The 16,886-nt window shown below is 38.8% G+C and carries 19 protein-coding genes; 8 read left to right on the top strand and 11 right to left on the bottom strand.

Annotation, left to right across the window (positions count from 1 at the left end; all coding sequences use genetic code 11):
* The first annotated feature begins 63 nt into the window (after positions 1–63).
* A complete protein-coding gene (locus tag J2Z34_RS00665; RefSeq protein WP_209457910.1) occupies positions 64–882 on the top strand; it encodes an alpha/beta hydrolase in 819 nt (272 codons plus the stop codon).
* Between the two features lie 140 nt (positions 883–1,022).
* Here the strand turns inward: J2Z34_RS00665 and J2Z34_RS00660 are convergent, their stop codons facing one another.
* The 8 genes from J2Z34_RS00660 to J2Z34_RS00625 all read right to left on the bottom strand — a co-directional run bounded on the left by J2Z34_RS00660 (position 1,023) and on the right by J2Z34_RS00625 (position 6,536).
* Positions 1,023–1,394, bottom strand: coding sequence for a YegP family protein (locus tag J2Z34_RS00660; RefSeq protein ID WP_209457909.1), 372 nt, complete (start codon positions 1,392–1,394; stop codon positions 1,023–1,025).
* Positions 1,395–2,111: 717 nt separating this feature from the next.
* A complete protein-coding gene (locus J2Z34_RS00655; RefSeq protein WP_209457908.1) occupies positions 2,112–2,312 on the bottom strand; it encodes a dodecin family protein in 201 nt (66 codons plus the stop codon).
* A gap of 106 nt (positions 2,313–2,418) precedes the next feature.
* Positions 2,419–2,691 carry a hypothetical protein gene (locus tag J2Z34_RS00650; RefSeq protein ID WP_209457907.1) on the bottom strand — a complete coding sequence of 91 codons (273 nt, stop codon included), beginning with the start codon at positions 2,689–2,691 and terminating at the stop codon, positions 2,419–2,421.
* 232 nt (positions 2,692–2,923) lie between these two features.
* On the bottom strand, positions 2,924–3,310 hold the full coding sequence (locus J2Z34_RS00645) for a YggT family protein (protein ID WP_245250448.1): 387 nt from the start codon (positions 3,308–3,310) through the stop codon (positions 2,924–2,926).
* A gap of 68 nt (positions 3,311–3,378) precedes the next feature.
* Entirely contained in the window at positions 3,379–3,945 is a 567-nt protein-coding gene (locus J2Z34_RS00640) for a TetR/AcrR family transcriptional regulator (protein WP_209457906.1), read from the bottom strand.
* A gap of 1,302 nt (positions 3,946–5,247) precedes the next feature.
* On the bottom strand, positions 5,248–5,553 hold the full coding sequence (locus J2Z34_RS00635) for a hypothetical protein (RefSeq protein ID WP_209457905.1): 306 nt from the start codon (positions 5,551–5,553) through the stop codon (positions 5,248–5,250).
* Between the two features lie 274 nt (positions 5,554–5,827).
* Positions 5,828–6,214 (bottom strand): hypothetical protein, encoded by a 387-nt coding sequence (locus J2Z34_RS00630; RefSeq protein ID WP_209457904.1) that lies wholly within the window; start codon positions 6,212–6,214, stop codon positions 5,828–5,830.
* Between the two features lie 139 nt (positions 6,215–6,353).
* A complete protein-coding gene (locus J2Z34_RS00625) occupies positions 6,354–6,536 on the bottom strand; it encodes a TetR/AcrR family transcriptional regulator (protein ID WP_209457903.1) in 183 nt (60 codons plus the stop codon).
* 765 nt (positions 6,537–7,301) lie between these two features.
* Here J2Z34_RS00625 and J2Z34_RS00620 point away from each other — a divergent pair.
* The 3 genes from J2Z34_RS00620 (at position 7,302) to J2Z34_RS00610 (ending at position 8,153) form a co-directional block, all read left to right on the top strand.
* Positions 7,302–7,565 carry a hypothetical protein gene (locus tag J2Z34_RS00620; RefSeq protein WP_209457902.1) on the top strand — a complete coding sequence of 88 codons (264 nt, stop codon included), beginning with the start codon at positions 7,302–7,304 and terminating at the stop codon, positions 7,563–7,565.
* A complete protein-coding gene (locus tag J2Z34_RS00615; protein WP_209457901.1) occupies positions 7,562–7,723 on the top strand; it encodes a hypothetical protein in 162 nt (53 codons plus the stop codon). The genes J2Z34_RS00620 and J2Z34_RS00615 overlap by 4 nt, the downstream gene beginning before the upstream one ends.
* Positions 7,724–7,802: 79 nt before the next feature.
* On the top strand, positions 7,803–8,153 hold the full coding sequence (locus J2Z34_RS00610; RefSeq protein ID WP_209457900.1) for a DUF2200 domain-containing protein: 351 nt from the start codon (positions 7,803–7,805) through the stop codon (positions 8,151–8,153).
* A 279-nt stretch (positions 8,154–8,432) separates the two neighbouring features.
* On the opposite strand, the gene J2Z34_RS00605 is transcribed toward J2Z34_RS00610, so the two are convergent.
* Positions 8,433–9,107 carry a GntR family transcriptional regulator gene (locus J2Z34_RS00605; protein WP_209457899.1) on the bottom strand — a complete coding sequence of 225 codons (675 nt, stop codon included), beginning with the start codon at positions 9,105–9,107 and terminating at the stop codon, positions 8,433–8,435.
* A gap of 214 nt (positions 9,108–9,321) precedes the next feature.
* On the opposite strand from J2Z34_RS00605, the gene J2Z34_RS00600 reads away from it, so the two are divergent.
* From J2Z34_RS00600 to J2Z34_RS00585, 4 genes are all read left to right on the top strand, one after another.
* Positions 9,322–10,590 carry a 3-isopropylmalate dehydratase large subunit gene (locus tag J2Z34_RS00600; protein WP_209457898.1) on the top strand — a complete coding sequence of 423 codons (1,269 nt, stop codon included), beginning with the start codon at positions 9,322–9,324 and terminating at the stop codon, positions 10,588–10,590.
* Positions 10,587–11,099: a LeuD/DmdB family oxidoreductase small subunit gene (locus J2Z34_RS00595; protein WP_209457897.1), complete on the top strand. Its 513-nt coding sequence runs from the start codon at positions 10,587–10,589 to the stop codon at positions 11,097–11,099. The genes J2Z34_RS00600 and J2Z34_RS00595 overlap by 4 nt, the downstream gene beginning before the upstream one ends.
* Positions 11,100–11,209: 110 nt before the next feature.
* On the top strand, positions 11,210–12,499 hold the full coding sequence (locus J2Z34_RS00590; RefSeq protein ID WP_209457896.1) for a 2-hydroxycarboxylate transporter family protein: 1,290 nt from the start codon (positions 11,210–11,212) through the stop codon (positions 12,497–12,499).
* 568 nt (positions 12,500–13,067) lie between these two features.
* Positions 13,068–13,355, top strand: a complete 288-nt coding sequence (locus tag J2Z34_RS00585) for a hypothetical protein (RefSeq protein ID WP_209457895.1) — start codon at positions 13,068–13,070, stop codon at positions 13,353–13,355.
* A gap of 143 nt (positions 13,356–13,498) precedes the next feature.
* Here J2Z34_RS00585 and J2Z34_RS00580 read toward each other — a convergent pair whose 3' ends face one another.
* Together J2Z34_RS00580 and J2Z34_RS00575 are read right to left on the bottom strand one after the other, a co-directional pair.
* Complete coding sequence (locus J2Z34_RS00580; protein WP_209457894.1) at positions 13,499–14,809, bottom strand: GntP family permease; 1,311 nt, start codon at positions 14,807–14,809, stop codon at positions 13,499–13,501.
* Positions 14,810–15,119: 310 nt separating this feature from the next.
* A complete protein-coding gene (locus J2Z34_RS00575) occupies positions 15,120–16,877 on the bottom strand; it encodes a DUF3878 family protein (RefSeq protein ID WP_209457893.1) in 1,758 nt (585 codons plus the stop codon).
* Positions 16,878–16,886 lie beyond the last annotated feature (9 nt).

Genomic DNA, 16,886 nt, shown 5'->3' with positions numbered 1-16,886 from the left:
TGCTACAATGGTGAAAATGAACGAAAGCATTGAATGTGCTGAAAGCAATTGAGGGAGTTTTTTATGAAACATGAGGTTATAAAGATTAAAGCAGAAGGTTCATCCGATTATGCAAACCTGAGAACATATCTTTGGGATGACTCTGCGGAGATCCCTATTTCAAAGCGCGCTCTTGTACTTATTTGCCCTGGAGGTGGATACCACAGGACAACAGACAGAGAAGCCGAAGCTGTCGCCCTTCGGATAATGTCTATGGGGTATCACACAGCGGTACTACGGTATTCTGTTGCACCTGTTTGCTTTCCTGTATCTCTAAGGGAAGTAGCCCAATGTGTAGCAATGTTTAGGAGTAAGGCCGAAAAATGGCATATTGATATCGAACGAATCGTAATCATGGGGTTTTCTGCGGGAGGTCATCTTGCAGCAAGCTATGGAGTTTACTGGAATAGTCCAGAGCTGGCAAAACTGTGTGGATGTGAAAGCGAATTGCTAAGACCCAACGCACTTATTCTTGGATACCCGGTGATAACAGCAGATCCAGTTTACCGGCACGAGGGGAGTATACAGAACCTTCTTGGTAAGGACTGGCAGAAAAGTGAATTCCAGAAGATGGTGTCTCTAGAAAAGCATGTAGGCATTCAAACTCCTAAAACTTTCATATGGAACACATTCACAGATGACACCGTACCTGCAGAAAATTCCTTATTATGGGTTCAGGCTCTAATGCAGCATAAGATTCCTGTCGAGTTCCATATGTATGAAAGAGGAGGCCATGGATTGTCCTTGGCCAATGAACTGACAGACAATCAGGATCATTCCTGTGTCCAGGAGGAATGCCAAAGCTGGATTGATATGGCTGAAACTTGGTTAAGGAATTTGTAAAAGAATGCTTAAATTCCCACTATTGAGGTCTTACCTTAGTTTGGAAGACACAAACAGGTCATAAACAAAATCACCGTATTATCCACCATTTCTGAATAATACGGTGATTACGCAATCTGCTCGCACAAAATTACTCTGGTTTATTCTTCTACGATAATCGCTTCTACAGAATTTTTCTTGATTGATTCAATACCATTCATACATCCAGCTTTCGATTTGTATCTATCGCCAGTACCAATAAGTTCCCCATTTCTCGCCTTTAACCTAAAGCGATAATCGCCATTCTTATATTCATATACTTCAAACTTCGGATTCTTCTCTGTTTCAAATCCCTCAACAGTTTGATCTTCTATAGGTGCTATAGGAGCATTGGTCCTAATACTCTCAATGCCTTTCTTACATGATTCAAGAGTTGTGTAAGGCTGCGAACTTAAAATAAGCTCGCCATTTACCGCTTTCAAGTGAAACCTGAATTTGCCTTCTTCCTTGACTATTAAAAATTTGCTTGCCATTGTAAATTCCTCCTTAACCTTGATGAGCAAATTTAACCTTGATATCCAGAATTACTTCATCCTCTTTTTTTACAAAAACATCATTCGCTGTTAGCAGTTACTAAACAATCACAGTCCGAAATATGGATTTAAAGAGAAATGGATGGAATTCTCAAACCGGTTTAAGAATACCACCCATTATCTCAAAATTAAAAAATAATACAAAGCATGTTCTGAATGCTTATGTGATTATGCTCTGTATTACCTTGTGTTTTCTTTGAGGAGAACCACTGTTTCAACATGTGGAGTATTCTAAAGAAAATGCTTACTGTTTATTTGATTCATTCATTTCATAGTGGATTGACGAATAAATCTTAATTTTTTATTCCATAATCATCTCTTTTTAAAGGTGTCAACTTTAAGCGAGTGTAGAATAAAAGTTTACAACATATTTGATTTATACACCGCACTATGCATGGATAATGCGGTGTTTCCCTATATATCTTAAAATCCAAATCCTATGCTACAGTACTCTTTGAACCAACCAAATTATTAATACAATAACCAATACTGTTCCTAGTATTCCCATTAAACGATTCGTGCTCATAGTAAACTCTCCTTTCGCAATTAAATATTATTCCAAGAAGGCAATACTTTAATTAAATCAGCGGACTTGAAATTGATTGCTTGATCCTCTATAGGGTGTTCCCATATTTATAAGAACACCCTTAAACTCTGCTACTTTACAATGAAAGAAACCTTTACGTTCACACGATACTTGACTATCTTGTTTCCTTCAAGAATTGCCTGGAAGTCTTGTACATAGGCGGTCTGAAGACCATCAACGGTCTTTGCTGCCTCTGTAACTGCATCTTGCACTGCTGCCTCCCAGCTTTCAGTCGACTCCGCGATTATTTCAATCACTTTTACTACTGCCATTTATTAACACCTTCCTTTTTTTGGTTGCGAATGCATCCAGAAATACAATCTATGATTTTCCATAGTTCTTATTTGAAGCTAGATTCAGCAAAATATGAACCGAGAATTAAGAATTGTATTTTAGATCATTGGCAGTATCTTCAGCCTTTTCTATCAGCTTTTCTGCCTTTTCTTCAGCTTTGTTTTTTATTTCTTCAGCCTTCGCCTTAGCCTTTATGTCATCAATTTTGTCCTCGGCCTTATCTTTAATATCTTCGACAGTGTCCTCGGCTTTATCTTTGATGTCATCCATCTTGTCCTCAGCCTTTTCTTTAAGTTCTTCCGCCTTGTCCTTTGCTGATTCAAATGCATCTCCAATATTTTTCTTGAATCTTTCCATTATAAAACCTCCATTCTATAATCTGGATGATGAGCCAAGCGCTTACCATTGCATAATGCAGTTACCCGAGATACAAGGCAATCAATATTATCCTCAGTTTCCTTATAATTCTATGTTCCAACCACATTTATTAAAGGTTTTGTCCTACTACCTATAGTTAAAACTGACTTCTATAAATTAATAAGTATTGTCTCAAATAACATTGGAATCAATCAATGACGCGCTTCATAATTTATTTATCCTGCGAACTCTGATCCGTGTATTCGGTCCTTTCAGAACGATGTCCTGAACGTGGCTTTATCAGCTTCATAACACCCCATGCAATCAGGGCCACTACAAGCATTGCAATCGCAGTTGACGGTTCAAAAACAGAAGTTGTCTCGATGCCATCGGTGGTGACTCGAGGGAAAATACCTTCAAATAAACCCACAATATACTGAGTGACTGAATATATCCCACGGACTATGTCATTTCCTGGATTTGCACCCAGAAGTTTGAAACCAAGGCGGAATGCAAGCAGTATCTCTATTACTCCGAAGACTATGCCAATAATAGTTTGTCCCATATGACTTTCCTGTTTACTATTATGAGTCTCTGTTCTTCTTGTCATGTTAACCATTTTTTTATCCTCCAATTATCCTTGCTGCTAAGCAAAATGCGGAACTAAGCATCCCTTATTCATATACGCTATTTCTTAATACCGTTAATAATGAATGTTACCAACTCTTCAAACGCCGTATAATACCTGTCACCTTTCCCCTTAACCTGGAGCATATATGCGGTTTCTCTTCCGACAAAGAAAATGACAGATGCAAATATTTCTGTATCGATATCCCTGATTTCACCTTTCTTCTTTGATTCATCCAGCATTCTATGAAATATTTCAGGCACACCAAATGAATCGTCCTTCATTCCGTTCAATTTGTTTTCAATTGAACCTCCACCTTCTTGTGATAAGACCTTAGCTAAATCAGGATTGTTCTTCAATTCTTTGAAGTGGTATTTCAATATTTTTTTAATCATCTCCAATGGAGGTATTTTCGTTTTCTCAAGTTCCTCTATGTATTCAACAATTTTGGTATGTTGCGACTCAAATATGTAGTCTAGAATATCATCTTTACTCTTAAAGTATATATATACAGTTCCGACAGCAATTTCCGCATCGTCCGCTATAGCTTGGACCTTTGTTCTATAGAAGCCCTCTTCTGCAATTATTTTTGTAGCCGATAAACGGATAAGATCCTTTTTGTTCATGATGTCTCCTAACGCATCCTAACCTCAGTTTGTTCGCAATATTCTGAATATTTAACTCGCATCTTTGCTGCGATATCTAATTTTCAAAACATTACAAGCCCATGCTTAGAAATTTTGAACTGCTGAATGAATGTTCATTCATATAGAGATAAAAGCCTCTTTCTCATATTACATTGATGAACCACAACAGAATATGTATTAAATCCCCTCATCATTTACATGCCACACTTTAGTTGATGTTCTCTTCCTATACACATCATAACACAAATTGAATACCCTTGCGTAATTTTTCTAAAATTTCATATTAACATAAAGTTACAAATATTTCAATAGTATTAATATAAATTTTAGCATTCCAGCGAAATTACTGACAACATTCTATAGCTTAATGTGATTTCTATAGGTATCCCATGCAAAATATGGTCTGTAGCTGCAGATCACTCGTCCATAATACTCAAGTTCTTAGCTCTCTATATTTCTTGTGTTCATTACAATATGAAATCAACCCAATGGTTACTTCTTCGCATAAGCATCTACCTGTATCAATCTTAATAGTTCGGGTGTTCACAATGTGACCTAGAATTTGCCCTGTTTAGTAACTTCTGGTTACCTACCAGGCTTGTTCTTCTTACCCTCTTATTATTTCATTACCCATTCAAACCTTATGCGTTTTGGCGAATATTTCAGATTCAATGAAGCACCATATTTGCAGCTCAAGCAAGCGGGTTACACACTGTGCTTTGACTTATAATATTGCAAAAATAGCTACGGCCTCAATGTGGGGTGTGTCTTAAAATGGTTAGTTTCAAAACAGTTTTATTGTCGCTAATACATTTAGCTGCATATTATAAATCCAATCTAATCATCATATAGATTTACTATCATCCTTTTTCAAAGACTTTATGCAGCTGTTACAGATTATCGGCAATATCACACCACATTGAGGGTAACCTAACTCCGCAGCCTAATATCATATTTGAAGCAAACACCGCACCATGCACGGATTATACTGTATTTTTCCGCTTATCATGAAACTCCAGTTCTATGCTACATTATTCTTTGAACCAACCAAATGACTAATACTACAACCAGTACAGTTCCCAGAATTCCCATTGAACTTATCTCCTTTCTTAAATAAATATCATTCAAGCAAACTACTATATTAATTTTGTGATTTGAAGTTACTAGCTTAAGTCGCATAGGATGTTCCTTATTTCTTGAAACATCCTCCAGTCACAGCTATCTTACGATGAAAGAGATTTTGACATTTGCATCCAGTAAAACAAAAATGTGATCCATCAATTAAGCATTGTACTTTAGTTTATTAGCCTTTTCTTCAGCTTTCTCAATTAGCTTATCTGCCTTTATTTCAGCCTTTGCTTTTGTTTTTTCTGCCTTTTCTTCAGCTTTTGCTTTAATTTTTTCAGCCTTCGCCTCTGCATTTATATCATCAATTATATCTTCAGCAGTATCTTTCACATTCTCGATTGATTCCTCAGCTTTATTCTTAATATCTTCCATCCTGCCTTCAGCTTTCTCCTTAAGTTCTACTGCCTTGTCCTTCGCTGCGTCAAATGCATCTCCAACATTTTCTTTTATTATTTCCATAATAAACCTCCCATTTTATAATCTTATATTGAGCCAAAAGCTTACTTGCTAAGCATCCGCAACTAAATCAATGATTGGCATTGCTGGAACTTAAAAGCTTACTCGTTGCATAACGCGGGTTAAACTAGCCAACAGTCTACAAACATAATCCTCAGATTCATGTAATTTTTCTGATCCATTTTATTAGAGAATCATATAGCCGTATTGTCCACACATCTTTTCTGGATTTATTAAGGACCTGCTATTTGAAATCCACCAAAAATTCGATTCGCTATTAGTTCTCACGATATTCATGGTCAGATTGTTCGGCCTTTTCATAACGATTTACGTATCGTGGCTTGATCAACTTCATGAGGCCCCAGACGATCAAGGCAACAACCAACATCGAAATAGGGGTTGCTGGTTCGAAAATTGCAGTGGTGTCGATACCATTGGTTATAACGCGAGAGAAACCGCCTTCAAAGATGCCTACAATATACTGGGTGACCTTATAGACCCCACTAACAAATTCATTTTCCGGATTTACTCCAAGCAGCTTGAAACCCAGACGAAAGGCCAGTAGAATCTCAATTAAGCCGTAGATAATGCCAATAATATTTTCTCCCAAATGACTTACCAGTTTTGTATTTCTCGTGTCAGTTTGTCTAGTCGTATCATCCATGATTAAGTCTCAACTATTATTACCTCCTGCAATAATGCCTTTTTAAAACAGATTGATCTTCTATTTGTTGTACCAGTATTACAATATTAAATATTATCCAATGAAGATGGTTTTGTCTCGAGTTCTCCAATGAATGCAATTATCCTAATATGTTGTGGCTTAAATAATAGTCAAGGATCTCTTCTTTGTTTTTGAAATACATATATATGGTACCAATGGCCATTTCAGCATTGTCGGTTATTGCTTTGACTTCAGTTTTATAGTGAACCTCTTCTGCAATAGCTTTTGTAGCCAATAAATTTGTATACTCCTTCTTATTCATATGTCTCCTATTCTTTTTTGTACATCTATTTTCGCAATATTCTGAATTTTTAAGATGCACTTAGCTGATATTTTTAGATTTAATAACATTCCAGTCTAGACTGAGAAAGTTTCATTTCTGAATGAATGTTCATTCAGTATGTGTCATTAAAAAAGGTCTTTGTTCACCTATAACACGTCTGAATCCGAACAGATGTTTATATCAAAATCCCTTCTTCATTTTAATACACGCTTTAGGTGATAATTCTCCCTGTATACATTATAGCACAAATCGAGTATTAATGTTTTAATTTTCAGAAATTTCTGTATTCAACATAAAACTTCAGTGTTTTTAGCATTATCTATTTAATTTGCCAGATTCCATTGGTATTTCTGCACCATTCTGTAGTTTAAGGCGACTTAATAAGATATATGCAGGCAGATACTTATTTACTTACTTGAGAGTATCACTAAAATGAATACTTGTTGGCAGAGCGGAATTTTACATATAGCAGCCATGTGTTGCTTTCTAAAAGTTGACGGATGCACAAAACAGAGAAAAAATAGTTAGAAAAGATAGAACCCCTCCCTGGCTTCAGCATACTTTACTGAAACAGAGAAAGGTTACTGCATAAATTGATTCAATTGATATTACTGCAGAATTCAAGCCAGATAGGAATGTAGAGTCCCTATCCCTTATCAGTGGCTACGAAGAATTTCTTATGTGTCCAGTTGTATTTGTTCTTCTCCCCATTTCATCTATACAATGAATGCACCTGAAAATATCATGGAAAGAGTCGAATACCCCAAGATATTATCTGTAAATGAACGTGCACTTAGCAGATTATTTGGAACCTGTGAATCGATGTACTCGATGGATATGTACCCATTCAATGACTACTCCAAATATGATGTTACAATGTTCGACCCAAAACTCAAGGCAATTACAAGAGAGAATCAGTTTTCTATCGACTGCCAAAAGGCATTCGATTTGGGAATAAGACTTATAATGGAAGCAACTAAGCAGAAATCAAAAGAGGATTCATTTTGAAGATATATGCAATAAACGGCGGTCCAAGAAAAACATGGAATACAGCAACTATGCTGGACTACTTTGTAAAGGGTGTCCTTTCCGTTCAAGAGGATACGGACTATAGAAAGTCCCTGTCTGAATCAAACAACATCGCCCCGTATCCCATAACCCTATGATGGTTATCACTTAAGCTCCATTCATTCAAAACGTTTCTTTCGTGATATACTGAATTTATTAATGCCAGGAGGATATCCTATGAACAATCAGCGTATATATGCAATGAGTGTGGCAAGCGTCTATCCCCTTTACATTGCTAAGGCAGAGAAAAAGGGCCGCACTAAAGAAGAAGTCGATGAGATCATAAGGTGGCTTACAGGATACAGCCAGGAAGAGTTGGAAACAGAACTTGAAAATCATACAGGATTTGAAGCCTTCTTTCAAAAAGCACCGAAGCTTAATCCATCAAGGGCTCTGATCAAAGGATTGATCTGCGGCATAAGGGTGGAAGAGATCGAGGAACCCACCATGCGGGAAATCAGGTATTTGGATAAGCTTATTGATGAGCTGGCTAAAGGAAAGACAATGGAAAAGATTTTGCGGAAATAAATATTGCGACTATTAAACACTGATTCCTTTCAATAATTGGGAATCAGTGTATTTTTTTGGAGTTTTTAGGAGCCGATTGATTTGGAGTTAAAAGTTGCTTGGTAGAAATATGATAGAACAACACTTTTCATTAGAATGGACGGCCATGATGAATATGACACGGCTATTTTGAGTGATTCCTTACTTTACTCCCCTTTTCATCACTTGAAAAAATATATCCCTCAAGTGAAAAGCTGTACCAAAAACTCTAGTAGTCTTTCGAAACAGCTTTAAGTATACTTATGTGGTTTTATTAATCATATTTCGATAATTATTAAGGATGTTATTCATCGTCCTGGTCGCATGCTTCTCCATAAGTCTTCTGGCCTCTTCAGAATTGCCTTCTTCAATAAATTTGATCAGCTCACCATGTCCGGCAAGGGATTGCTTCTTATAATCAAGGGTCGGGAAAAGTCTGCTGATCAGCCCTTCGCTCCAGAGACCCTCAAGGTATTCTACCATTGTCTGATTTTCGGATGCATTCCAGATCATACTGTGGAATTGACGATTGTAAATAACGTATTCCTCTTTGGTAAAGCTGTCTCCCTTTTTCAAAAAATCTTCATGGAGCCTTTTAAGCTGCGTTACATCCATTCCATTCGAAGCAGCCAGATACGCGGCTGCACCCTCGATGAAAATCTGCATTTCATAGTGATTGCGTATATAACGTTCATCAATTGAATTTACGATCGCACCCCTATGCATCCTAAGGGTAACAAGCTTTTCACCTTCGAGCATCTGCAGGGCCTCACGGATTGGTGTCCGGCTTACCCCAAGCTGTTCCGAAAGCGATGTCAGAGAAAGCTCTTCGCCTGATTTAAGTTCACCTCTGAGAATTGCTTCCCTCAATGTAGATGCAACCTGATGCCTGATTGAGACTATCTGTAAAGATGGGATGTTTTGATTTGATTTCATTTTTTCTCCCTACAATGCATATCATAATACTAAATTTATTATGGCCAAATCTTGTATATTTGTCAAAATATAATGAATGCAAAAAGGAATATTCGGAAATCCATCAAAATATGAAAGATCCTAAGATTTCATTGACAAAAATCGTTTTCAGAAATAATATATAATTGTATACAATATACGAAATACAGAATATGCGTAAGGGAGACGATAACTATTGCACGCAATTGAAAAAATACTTGCAAAGAACAGTGGGAAAGAATCCGTTGAAACGGGTGAAATTGTAGTTGCTAAAATCGACTTTGCAGAAGTTAATGATCTTTATCTTCAGACTATATATTCCTTTTGGGAAATGGGCGGAGACAGAGTATGGGATAATGAACGACTGGCTTTTGTCTTTGACCACTATGCCCCTGCACCTACAATCAAATCTGCACAGATCCACAAGGAAATGCGTGAATTTCGCGCTGACCAAAAACTAAAATACCATTTTGATACAAATATGGGAGTATGTCATCAAGTAATGCCAGAAGCGGGAGTGATCTACCCTGGTGCAATTATAGTGGCAACAGACTCACATACCACTACCCATGGAGCGTTTGGAGCAATTGGAACAGGCGTAGGCGCTACAGAAATGGCCACAATCATGTTATCTGGCGAGCTATGGTTCCGAGTGCCAGAAATAATAGAGGTCCGACTTGATGGAAAGCCTCAGGAAGGAGTCCTTCCAAAAGATGTGATACTGGCAGTCCTTGGCAAGATCAAAGCAGATGGTGCTGTGTATAAAGCAATTGACTTCACCGGCAGCTATGTGGACTCATTGGGAGTTGCAGGTAGAATGACCATCTGTAACATGGCAGTAGAAATGGGAGCTAAAACGGCATACATGCAGCCAAACCAGGAAGTCATTGATTATGTGACGCAAAGGGCTGTCAGACCCTTTGAAGTTCAACATACCGACAAAGACTTTAAATACATCGAGTCTCATTATTTTGACATTAGTCAGCTTACACCACAGATTGCAGTGCCAAGCAGTGTTGATAATGTCTTTCCAATTGGTGAGGTTGAGCGGGTAAAGGTAGATCAGTGCTTAGTAGGAACCTGTACAGGCGGAAGGCTTGAAGACCTGAAAGCAGCTGCAGATATCGTGAGGGGTAAAAAGATCGCAGAGCATGTGAGATTCATTGTCATTCCTGCATCGAATGAAGTAATGAAAAAAGCCATGGAACTTGGATATATTTCAGATTTCATAGATGCTGGCGCGACAATATCTACACCAGGATGCGGCCCGTGTCTTGGAGCACATGAAGGTATCCTTGCAGAAGGCGAGGTTTGCGTTACTGCATCAAACAGAAATTTCCCTGGACGTATGGGTCACAGGGATGCGAAAATCTACCTGGCATCTCCAGCAGTAGTAGCAGCATCTGCCCTCGCAGGTTATCTTGAAGAGCCAGAATCAAATGAGAAGGAGGCTTGGCTTATATGAATAACATAATTAGAGGTAAGGTTCTATTAGTTGGAAAAAATATAGATACTGACCAGATTTATCCAGGAAGATTTCTGGACATAGTTGATCCAGAGGAAATTGGAAGTCATTGCTTTGCAGGGATAGATGAGACGATTGCACCTAATTTCAAAAAGGGTGATATTGTCGTAGCAGAAAGTAATTTCGGATGCGGATCCAGCCGAGAGCATGCTCCAATTGCTCTTATGAACATGGGGGCAAGCATTGTACTTGCAGACTCCTTTGCCAGGATATTCTACCGCAATGCCATCAATCTGGGGCTGCCTCTCGTCATATGCAAAGACTTAAGCAAAAAGCTTCAGAATCAAGATGAGATCGAAGTCAATGTATCAGAGTGTACCGTACTTATAGTTTCAACAGGAGAATTGCTGCAAGGAGAAAAAATCGGTGACCATGCGTTGAACATACTTAATTCAGGCGGCATTAAGCCAATGTATCTAAAGCGCATGAAAGATAGTTTGAACAAATAGAATTGCAGGATACTCTTATGTGCACATAGAAGTATGATTCATTCCCATTTCTCAATTTTCACTACCTCGTCCAGCTAACCGCAAGGTTAATAATATATTGGAGGGAAATAATGAAAGACTACAAAATCATGGGTATCAGCCTGCCGCTCTACTTAGTATTACTCGCAATCTTAATCGTAGCCATCGTAATGGACATTCTTCCTGCAGGAATGATCGGTGCATTCGCCTTCATGATGATTGTCGGAGCTCTGCTTGACGTCATAGGAAACAACACTCCGATCGTAAAGACATTCTTCGGCGGCGGCCCGATCGTAATCATCTTCGGATCTGCTGCACTCGCTTACTACAATATTCTTCCGGAATCGGTGGTAAAGAACGTCAACACCTTCATGAAGGGTGGCGGATTCCTCGATTTCTACATCGCAGCACTTATAACAGGATCCATACTTGGAATGAACAAGAAGCTTCTCATAAAGGCTTCGCTCAGATACTTCCCGACCATAATCGGTGGAGTAGTCGTATCCCTTGCATTCGTTGCACTCGGTGGACTTCTGTTCGGCCAGGCACCAGGAGAATCCATAGCTTACATCGGAATCCCAATAATGGGAGGCGGAATGGGAGCAGGTGCGGTTCCAATATCGCAGGTATTTGCAAACGGACTTGGAATCCCAGCTGAACAGATACTCTCAAAGCTTGTTCCTGCAGTCGCACTTGGAAACGCGATGGCAATAGTTGCCGGCGGACTCCTTGATAAGCTTGGAAAGGCAAGACCAGAGCTTACAGGAAACGGAAAGCTCATGGAAGTTGGAGATGAGGAGCTTCACGAGAAGGAAGATCAAAACGAAAAGCTTGAGCTCTCAGACTATGGAGTAGGAATAGCAATCGCATGCGTATTCTTCGTATTCGGCGTAATCGTGGCAAGTCTCTTCAAGAAGGTTACCGGAGTAGACATACACTCCTATGCATGGATGATAATATCTGTTGCAGTTGCAAAGGCACTTAACCTTCTTCCAAGGAAGTTTGAGAAGGCTTGTGCAGTATGGTACAACTTCGTTGCAAAGAACTGGACAGCAGCGCTTCTCATGGGTATCGGCATAGCCTACACAGACCTTGGACAGGTACTTGCAGCAATGACACCTCTCTACATATTCCTCTGCTTCCTTGTAGTCCTTGGAGCTGTAGTCGGAACCATGATAGTAGGAAAGCTCATGGGCTTCTATCCGATCGAATCTGCATTAACTGCCGGCCTCTGCATGGCTAACATGGGTGGAACAGGAGACGTTGCGGTTCTCACAGCAGCTCACAGGATGGAGCTTATGCCATTCGCACAGATATCCTCAAGGCTTGGAGGAGCATTCATAATACTCCTGGCAACACTCATAGCACCGATGGTATTCTAGACACAGTTTTATACAAACAGCAGTAATTAAATAGCGCCAACAATAAATGACAATGTCAAATCAGGATTGGTTTGACATTGTCCATTTTGCTTTCAGAAAAGCTCTAGTTAAATTCTTTTGTTAAACGTGTGTTAACGTTTTATGACAATTAATAATGATATACCTTCGAATGTAAATTCATTTTGATTCTATTGTATCTTGAACAATAAAGGTACAGAATGAAGTTGAAAATAAGAGTTTGACTTTTATTTGTCAAAAACTGGAAGCCTTATTCAAAAAAGAGCAATCAGAGTAACTCACCATTGTTGGCTGGGTTTGTTTTGGCGTAAATGTAAAGTGGCTGCTACCGGAAATTTCCGTCGTTTAGAAATTCAGTAATATTGAAGTAGAAGATATTACCTTTGGGGAAAGTTTTTTCAGCAGGAAGAACAGATTGGTGAAAAAGAATCCCAATCAGTGTGAAAATAAAGGTAAACATAATCGTGTCGAAGTTCATCAGACTCAGAAGGGGGTTTTGAAGATGAAATCTTCGAAAATTAGTAGATTACTATCATTGATACTAATTCTGATGTTGGTAAGCTGTTCATCTGCCATAAAGCAGTCGGATCTCATCGGTGTATGGACCGAAGACGATGCAAAGATAGTCGTAGGACTTCCGGTTAAGAGCATAGAGTTCTTTGCAGATGGCAAAGTGATGATTGGAGGCCAATATCCTGGCACATTTAAGCTTATGGAAAATGGCGAACTGCAGGTTACGGTTCAGGGTGAGGTTTATCAGGATCCTATTAAGATTAATGGAAAAACATTGACTATAACACAAGATGATGGTGATTCGAAGAGCTATACCAAAAAATAGCCGCATACATGTCAAACTTGAATATTAATAAAATGCCACCTCGCTTCACTGACTTAAGTGATTCGAGGTGGCTTGTTTTCCTGACATATTTCTTTTTCACCGATGGTTAAAGAATCTGACATTAGTCTTTCTTTTCAAGGTCACTACAACCCCATCGCAATAACTGCCGTTGTAAGCACAACGAAGGTTATAAGCGGAATGATGACTGCCACTACTCCGACAAACCTGTAGCATTCCTTGTGTGTTAGTCCAAGCCATTCGAACATAAGAAAAAATCCGGAGCCATGCGGAAGCGAGCCAAGGCTTCCTGATGCAATCGAGATGAGCCTGTGGAGTATTGACAGATTCGCGCCTGAAGTCTTAAACTGCTCAGCAAAGGTCTGTAATGTGATTGTCAGTCCCCCCGATGCTGAACCTGTTACACCTGACATTATCGCTGTCGCAATGGTGCTCGTCCAGTAGGGATTCATACGGAGGCCGTTAATCCAACCTACAACATCGATAAAGGATGATGACTTTTGAACGATGGCTCCAAATGCTACTACTGCACAGGGTCCTGCAATGGCACCAATCGCGCCACTTAAACCAATATTGATTGTAGTCTTCTTGTCCTTGATTCTGCTCCAGAAGAAAGCAAGAACCGCTGCAGATGCTGTTATCATAGCAAGGACAATTAGCGCAGCGGCATTAGGTATGATTTCTTTGAACCCTATGATCATTCCTATCACAATAGCAAGCGGAATGAATGATATTCCTGCTGGCGGAAGCGAGTTTCTATCCACCTCATAGATCTTATGGTCTGTTCCAGGGATATATGAAAAATGTTCTCCCGCCTTCCTAAGTCTCTTCTCTTCCCATTTCAGGTATACAAGTATCATTACAGTCATCATTATTGCTGCTATGATTCCAAGAACAGGTGCCGCAGTTATTGAAGTTCCAAGAAATCTGGTAGGTATGACATTCGCAAGTGCTGGGGATCCAGGTAAAGCTGACATGCTTATTGTACCAGAGCCAGCCACAAAAACTCCTATAGCCAGTCGCCTTGGGATATCAGCCTCCTTGAAGAGAACCATTATTATAGGTGTTACAGCAAATATTGCTATGAATAGGTTTATGCCTCCATATGTCAGGACGACAGTAATCATAAATACGATAAGCACAGTCCTTTTTGAACCAAACCAGTCAACAAACTTGTAGCCTATGGATACTGCAGCCCCGGATTCCTCCATCAGCTTGGCATAGAGAGATGAAGCCGCAAAAATGAAGAAGTAATTCTTGAAAAAGCCAAGGTATCCGTTCATATAGACTTCTGAAAATGATTCCCAGAGATCCATACCATTAGTCAGGATTACAATGAAGCCTGCTATTATTGTAATTGGAAATGCACCTACTCCCTTATAGGCTAAGACCACAAGAACCAGGATTGCTATCAATAATCCGATAATTCCTAACACAGTATACCACCACTCTTCCTTATCCATTTTTGCAAAGCTATAACCCTACTAAAAAAATCATCACGGAGCTTCTTAAGTGCGTTAACATCCATATTATAAGCAGCAAGAAATGCAGCAGCACCTTCGATGAAAATCTGCATGTGAATAGTAGTCAGTTAGTTTACCACTTCAAAGGTCAATGATCATGAATTAGTTTACCACTCTCGTAGCACATCCTGTAGAATTGATTCAAGTTTACAGGATGTGTGGAAGGTGGCATTGAAGTGGGAATGTATTCAGAGAGCAATCTACATGCTAATCTATAAAATCACTACGACCTTTGTGCAAAAAGAGAGATAATTAACATTAGTATTCCGAAACCAAATGAGGTACCTGCAAAGAAAATCCACCAGGGAGTCTGAATAAAAAAAGCCCATGCTTCGCTAATTGATCCCGATGAATCTATCAATCCAACTATCAGTTCAAAGATCATGAATGATACAGTCATCATAAATCCATATAATATTCCTGCTATTGTCCATATGAGGCCGATCATTAATATGCTTTTTTTATCAATATCATACTTGTTGAGGTTTTTCCTTTCACTTCCAGACAGCTTCTGAAACATTGACTTTTTAATTGCAATTGATACTGTTTCTAACAAGTCACCAAGGTCTCGGCTTGAATCCGGCAGCATTTTTGGAATATAACCGCAGAGCACTTTACCCGTTCTTCTAGCTCTATCATGAAAGAAACCACTGAATGCATCCAGCTTGTTAAAGGTATCAAGTTTATCTGGCTTTAATAGAATTATCCCTATAACGAAGTAGAGTGTCAGTGTCCCGTCATAACAGAATTCCATACAATCCACATAGCTTGCCATATTTTTTTCATATCCTACCCAATAGGTAATCCCGTTTATTTCTGCCAAATGCAGTCTATCAAGGCTCCCCATTTTCCTGAAATGCGGATATTCTCCTTGAAATCCTGCATCGAAAAACTTCTTTGAAACGACAGATCTGATGTCTTTAAGCTGTACCTGTTCACATAGAACTTCCGCCTTTGATGGATATTCACTTGCCGCAGCCTTCACATCATCAAAAATGGATCTCCATAAAGGTTCATATTGAAATTTGATTATCTCATTCTTGAATTCTTTAATATATTTTTGTCTTCGTTTCTTCGTTTCAGACTTCCGGATGGAATCAAGGATAGGCAGCAGCTTTTGGCAATTGGATCTCTCGATGTAGATAGTCAATTTTTCATACTGTGAATCATCAAACTCAACTGTATCGAAAATTGAAGGCCTGAAAAGCTCAAGGTTACACAACGGTAGTAATTCTTCTTCTTTTTCATTGATATATTCAGATCCAAGACTCCTCTTTGCTTCAATCTCACCCAGCAATCCAGTGAGAGTATCCCATGGCACCGAATTCCCTCTGCTGACTACAGAAAGAGTATAGTTGTACAACTGAATATTCAGGCTCATGGTGCTAAACGAAATCTTGCCCAAAATGTCTTCGCCATCGAGATAATCGGAACAAACAAGTTCAAGCAGATATGTGTCATCTGATTTTGACAATTCAGCATGATCCCATAAAATGTCACTTTCTATATTTTCTCCATAGGCATTCTCCAATATAATTGACATCATGAGGGCTTCAGTTTCTCGGATGTCTATCACACAAGATCCTTTATCCATAGATATCCTGCTACCATCGCCCCCATTTATGCTCTCCAAAAATTCATTGAATGCTTTTGATTCCTTCTCATCAAATTTTGAAAGCAATCCTGAAGCTTCAGAGTTCTTTTGGTTTTCTCGGATTAAATATTCTGAATTGACTTCTTCCAGATAAGTAAGAATATCTTCCAAGTTACTTTCATTCAAAAGAAACTTCTTAGTTTCTTCTGCCAATAACTTTGAATGTTCTAAAACAAACGTGCTGATATGCTTACGAATTTTAATAAATTTTTTGCTGTCTAACGTTCTATTACTCATATGATTTCCAACTTCATATGGAGACAGAATATATTGTATCTGGTAAAATAACCAAACGAGTAGGATTTGCTCTTTGCAGTAATATTTCATCCTTCAAGC

This window comes from Youngiibacter multivorans (genome assembly GCF_017873395.1).
Classification (GTDB): domain Bacteria; phylum Bacillota; class Clostridia; order Clostridiales; family Clostridiaceae; genus Youngiibacter; species Youngiibacter multivorans.
This window is presented reverse-complemented; position numbering and strand designations above follow the sequence as displayed.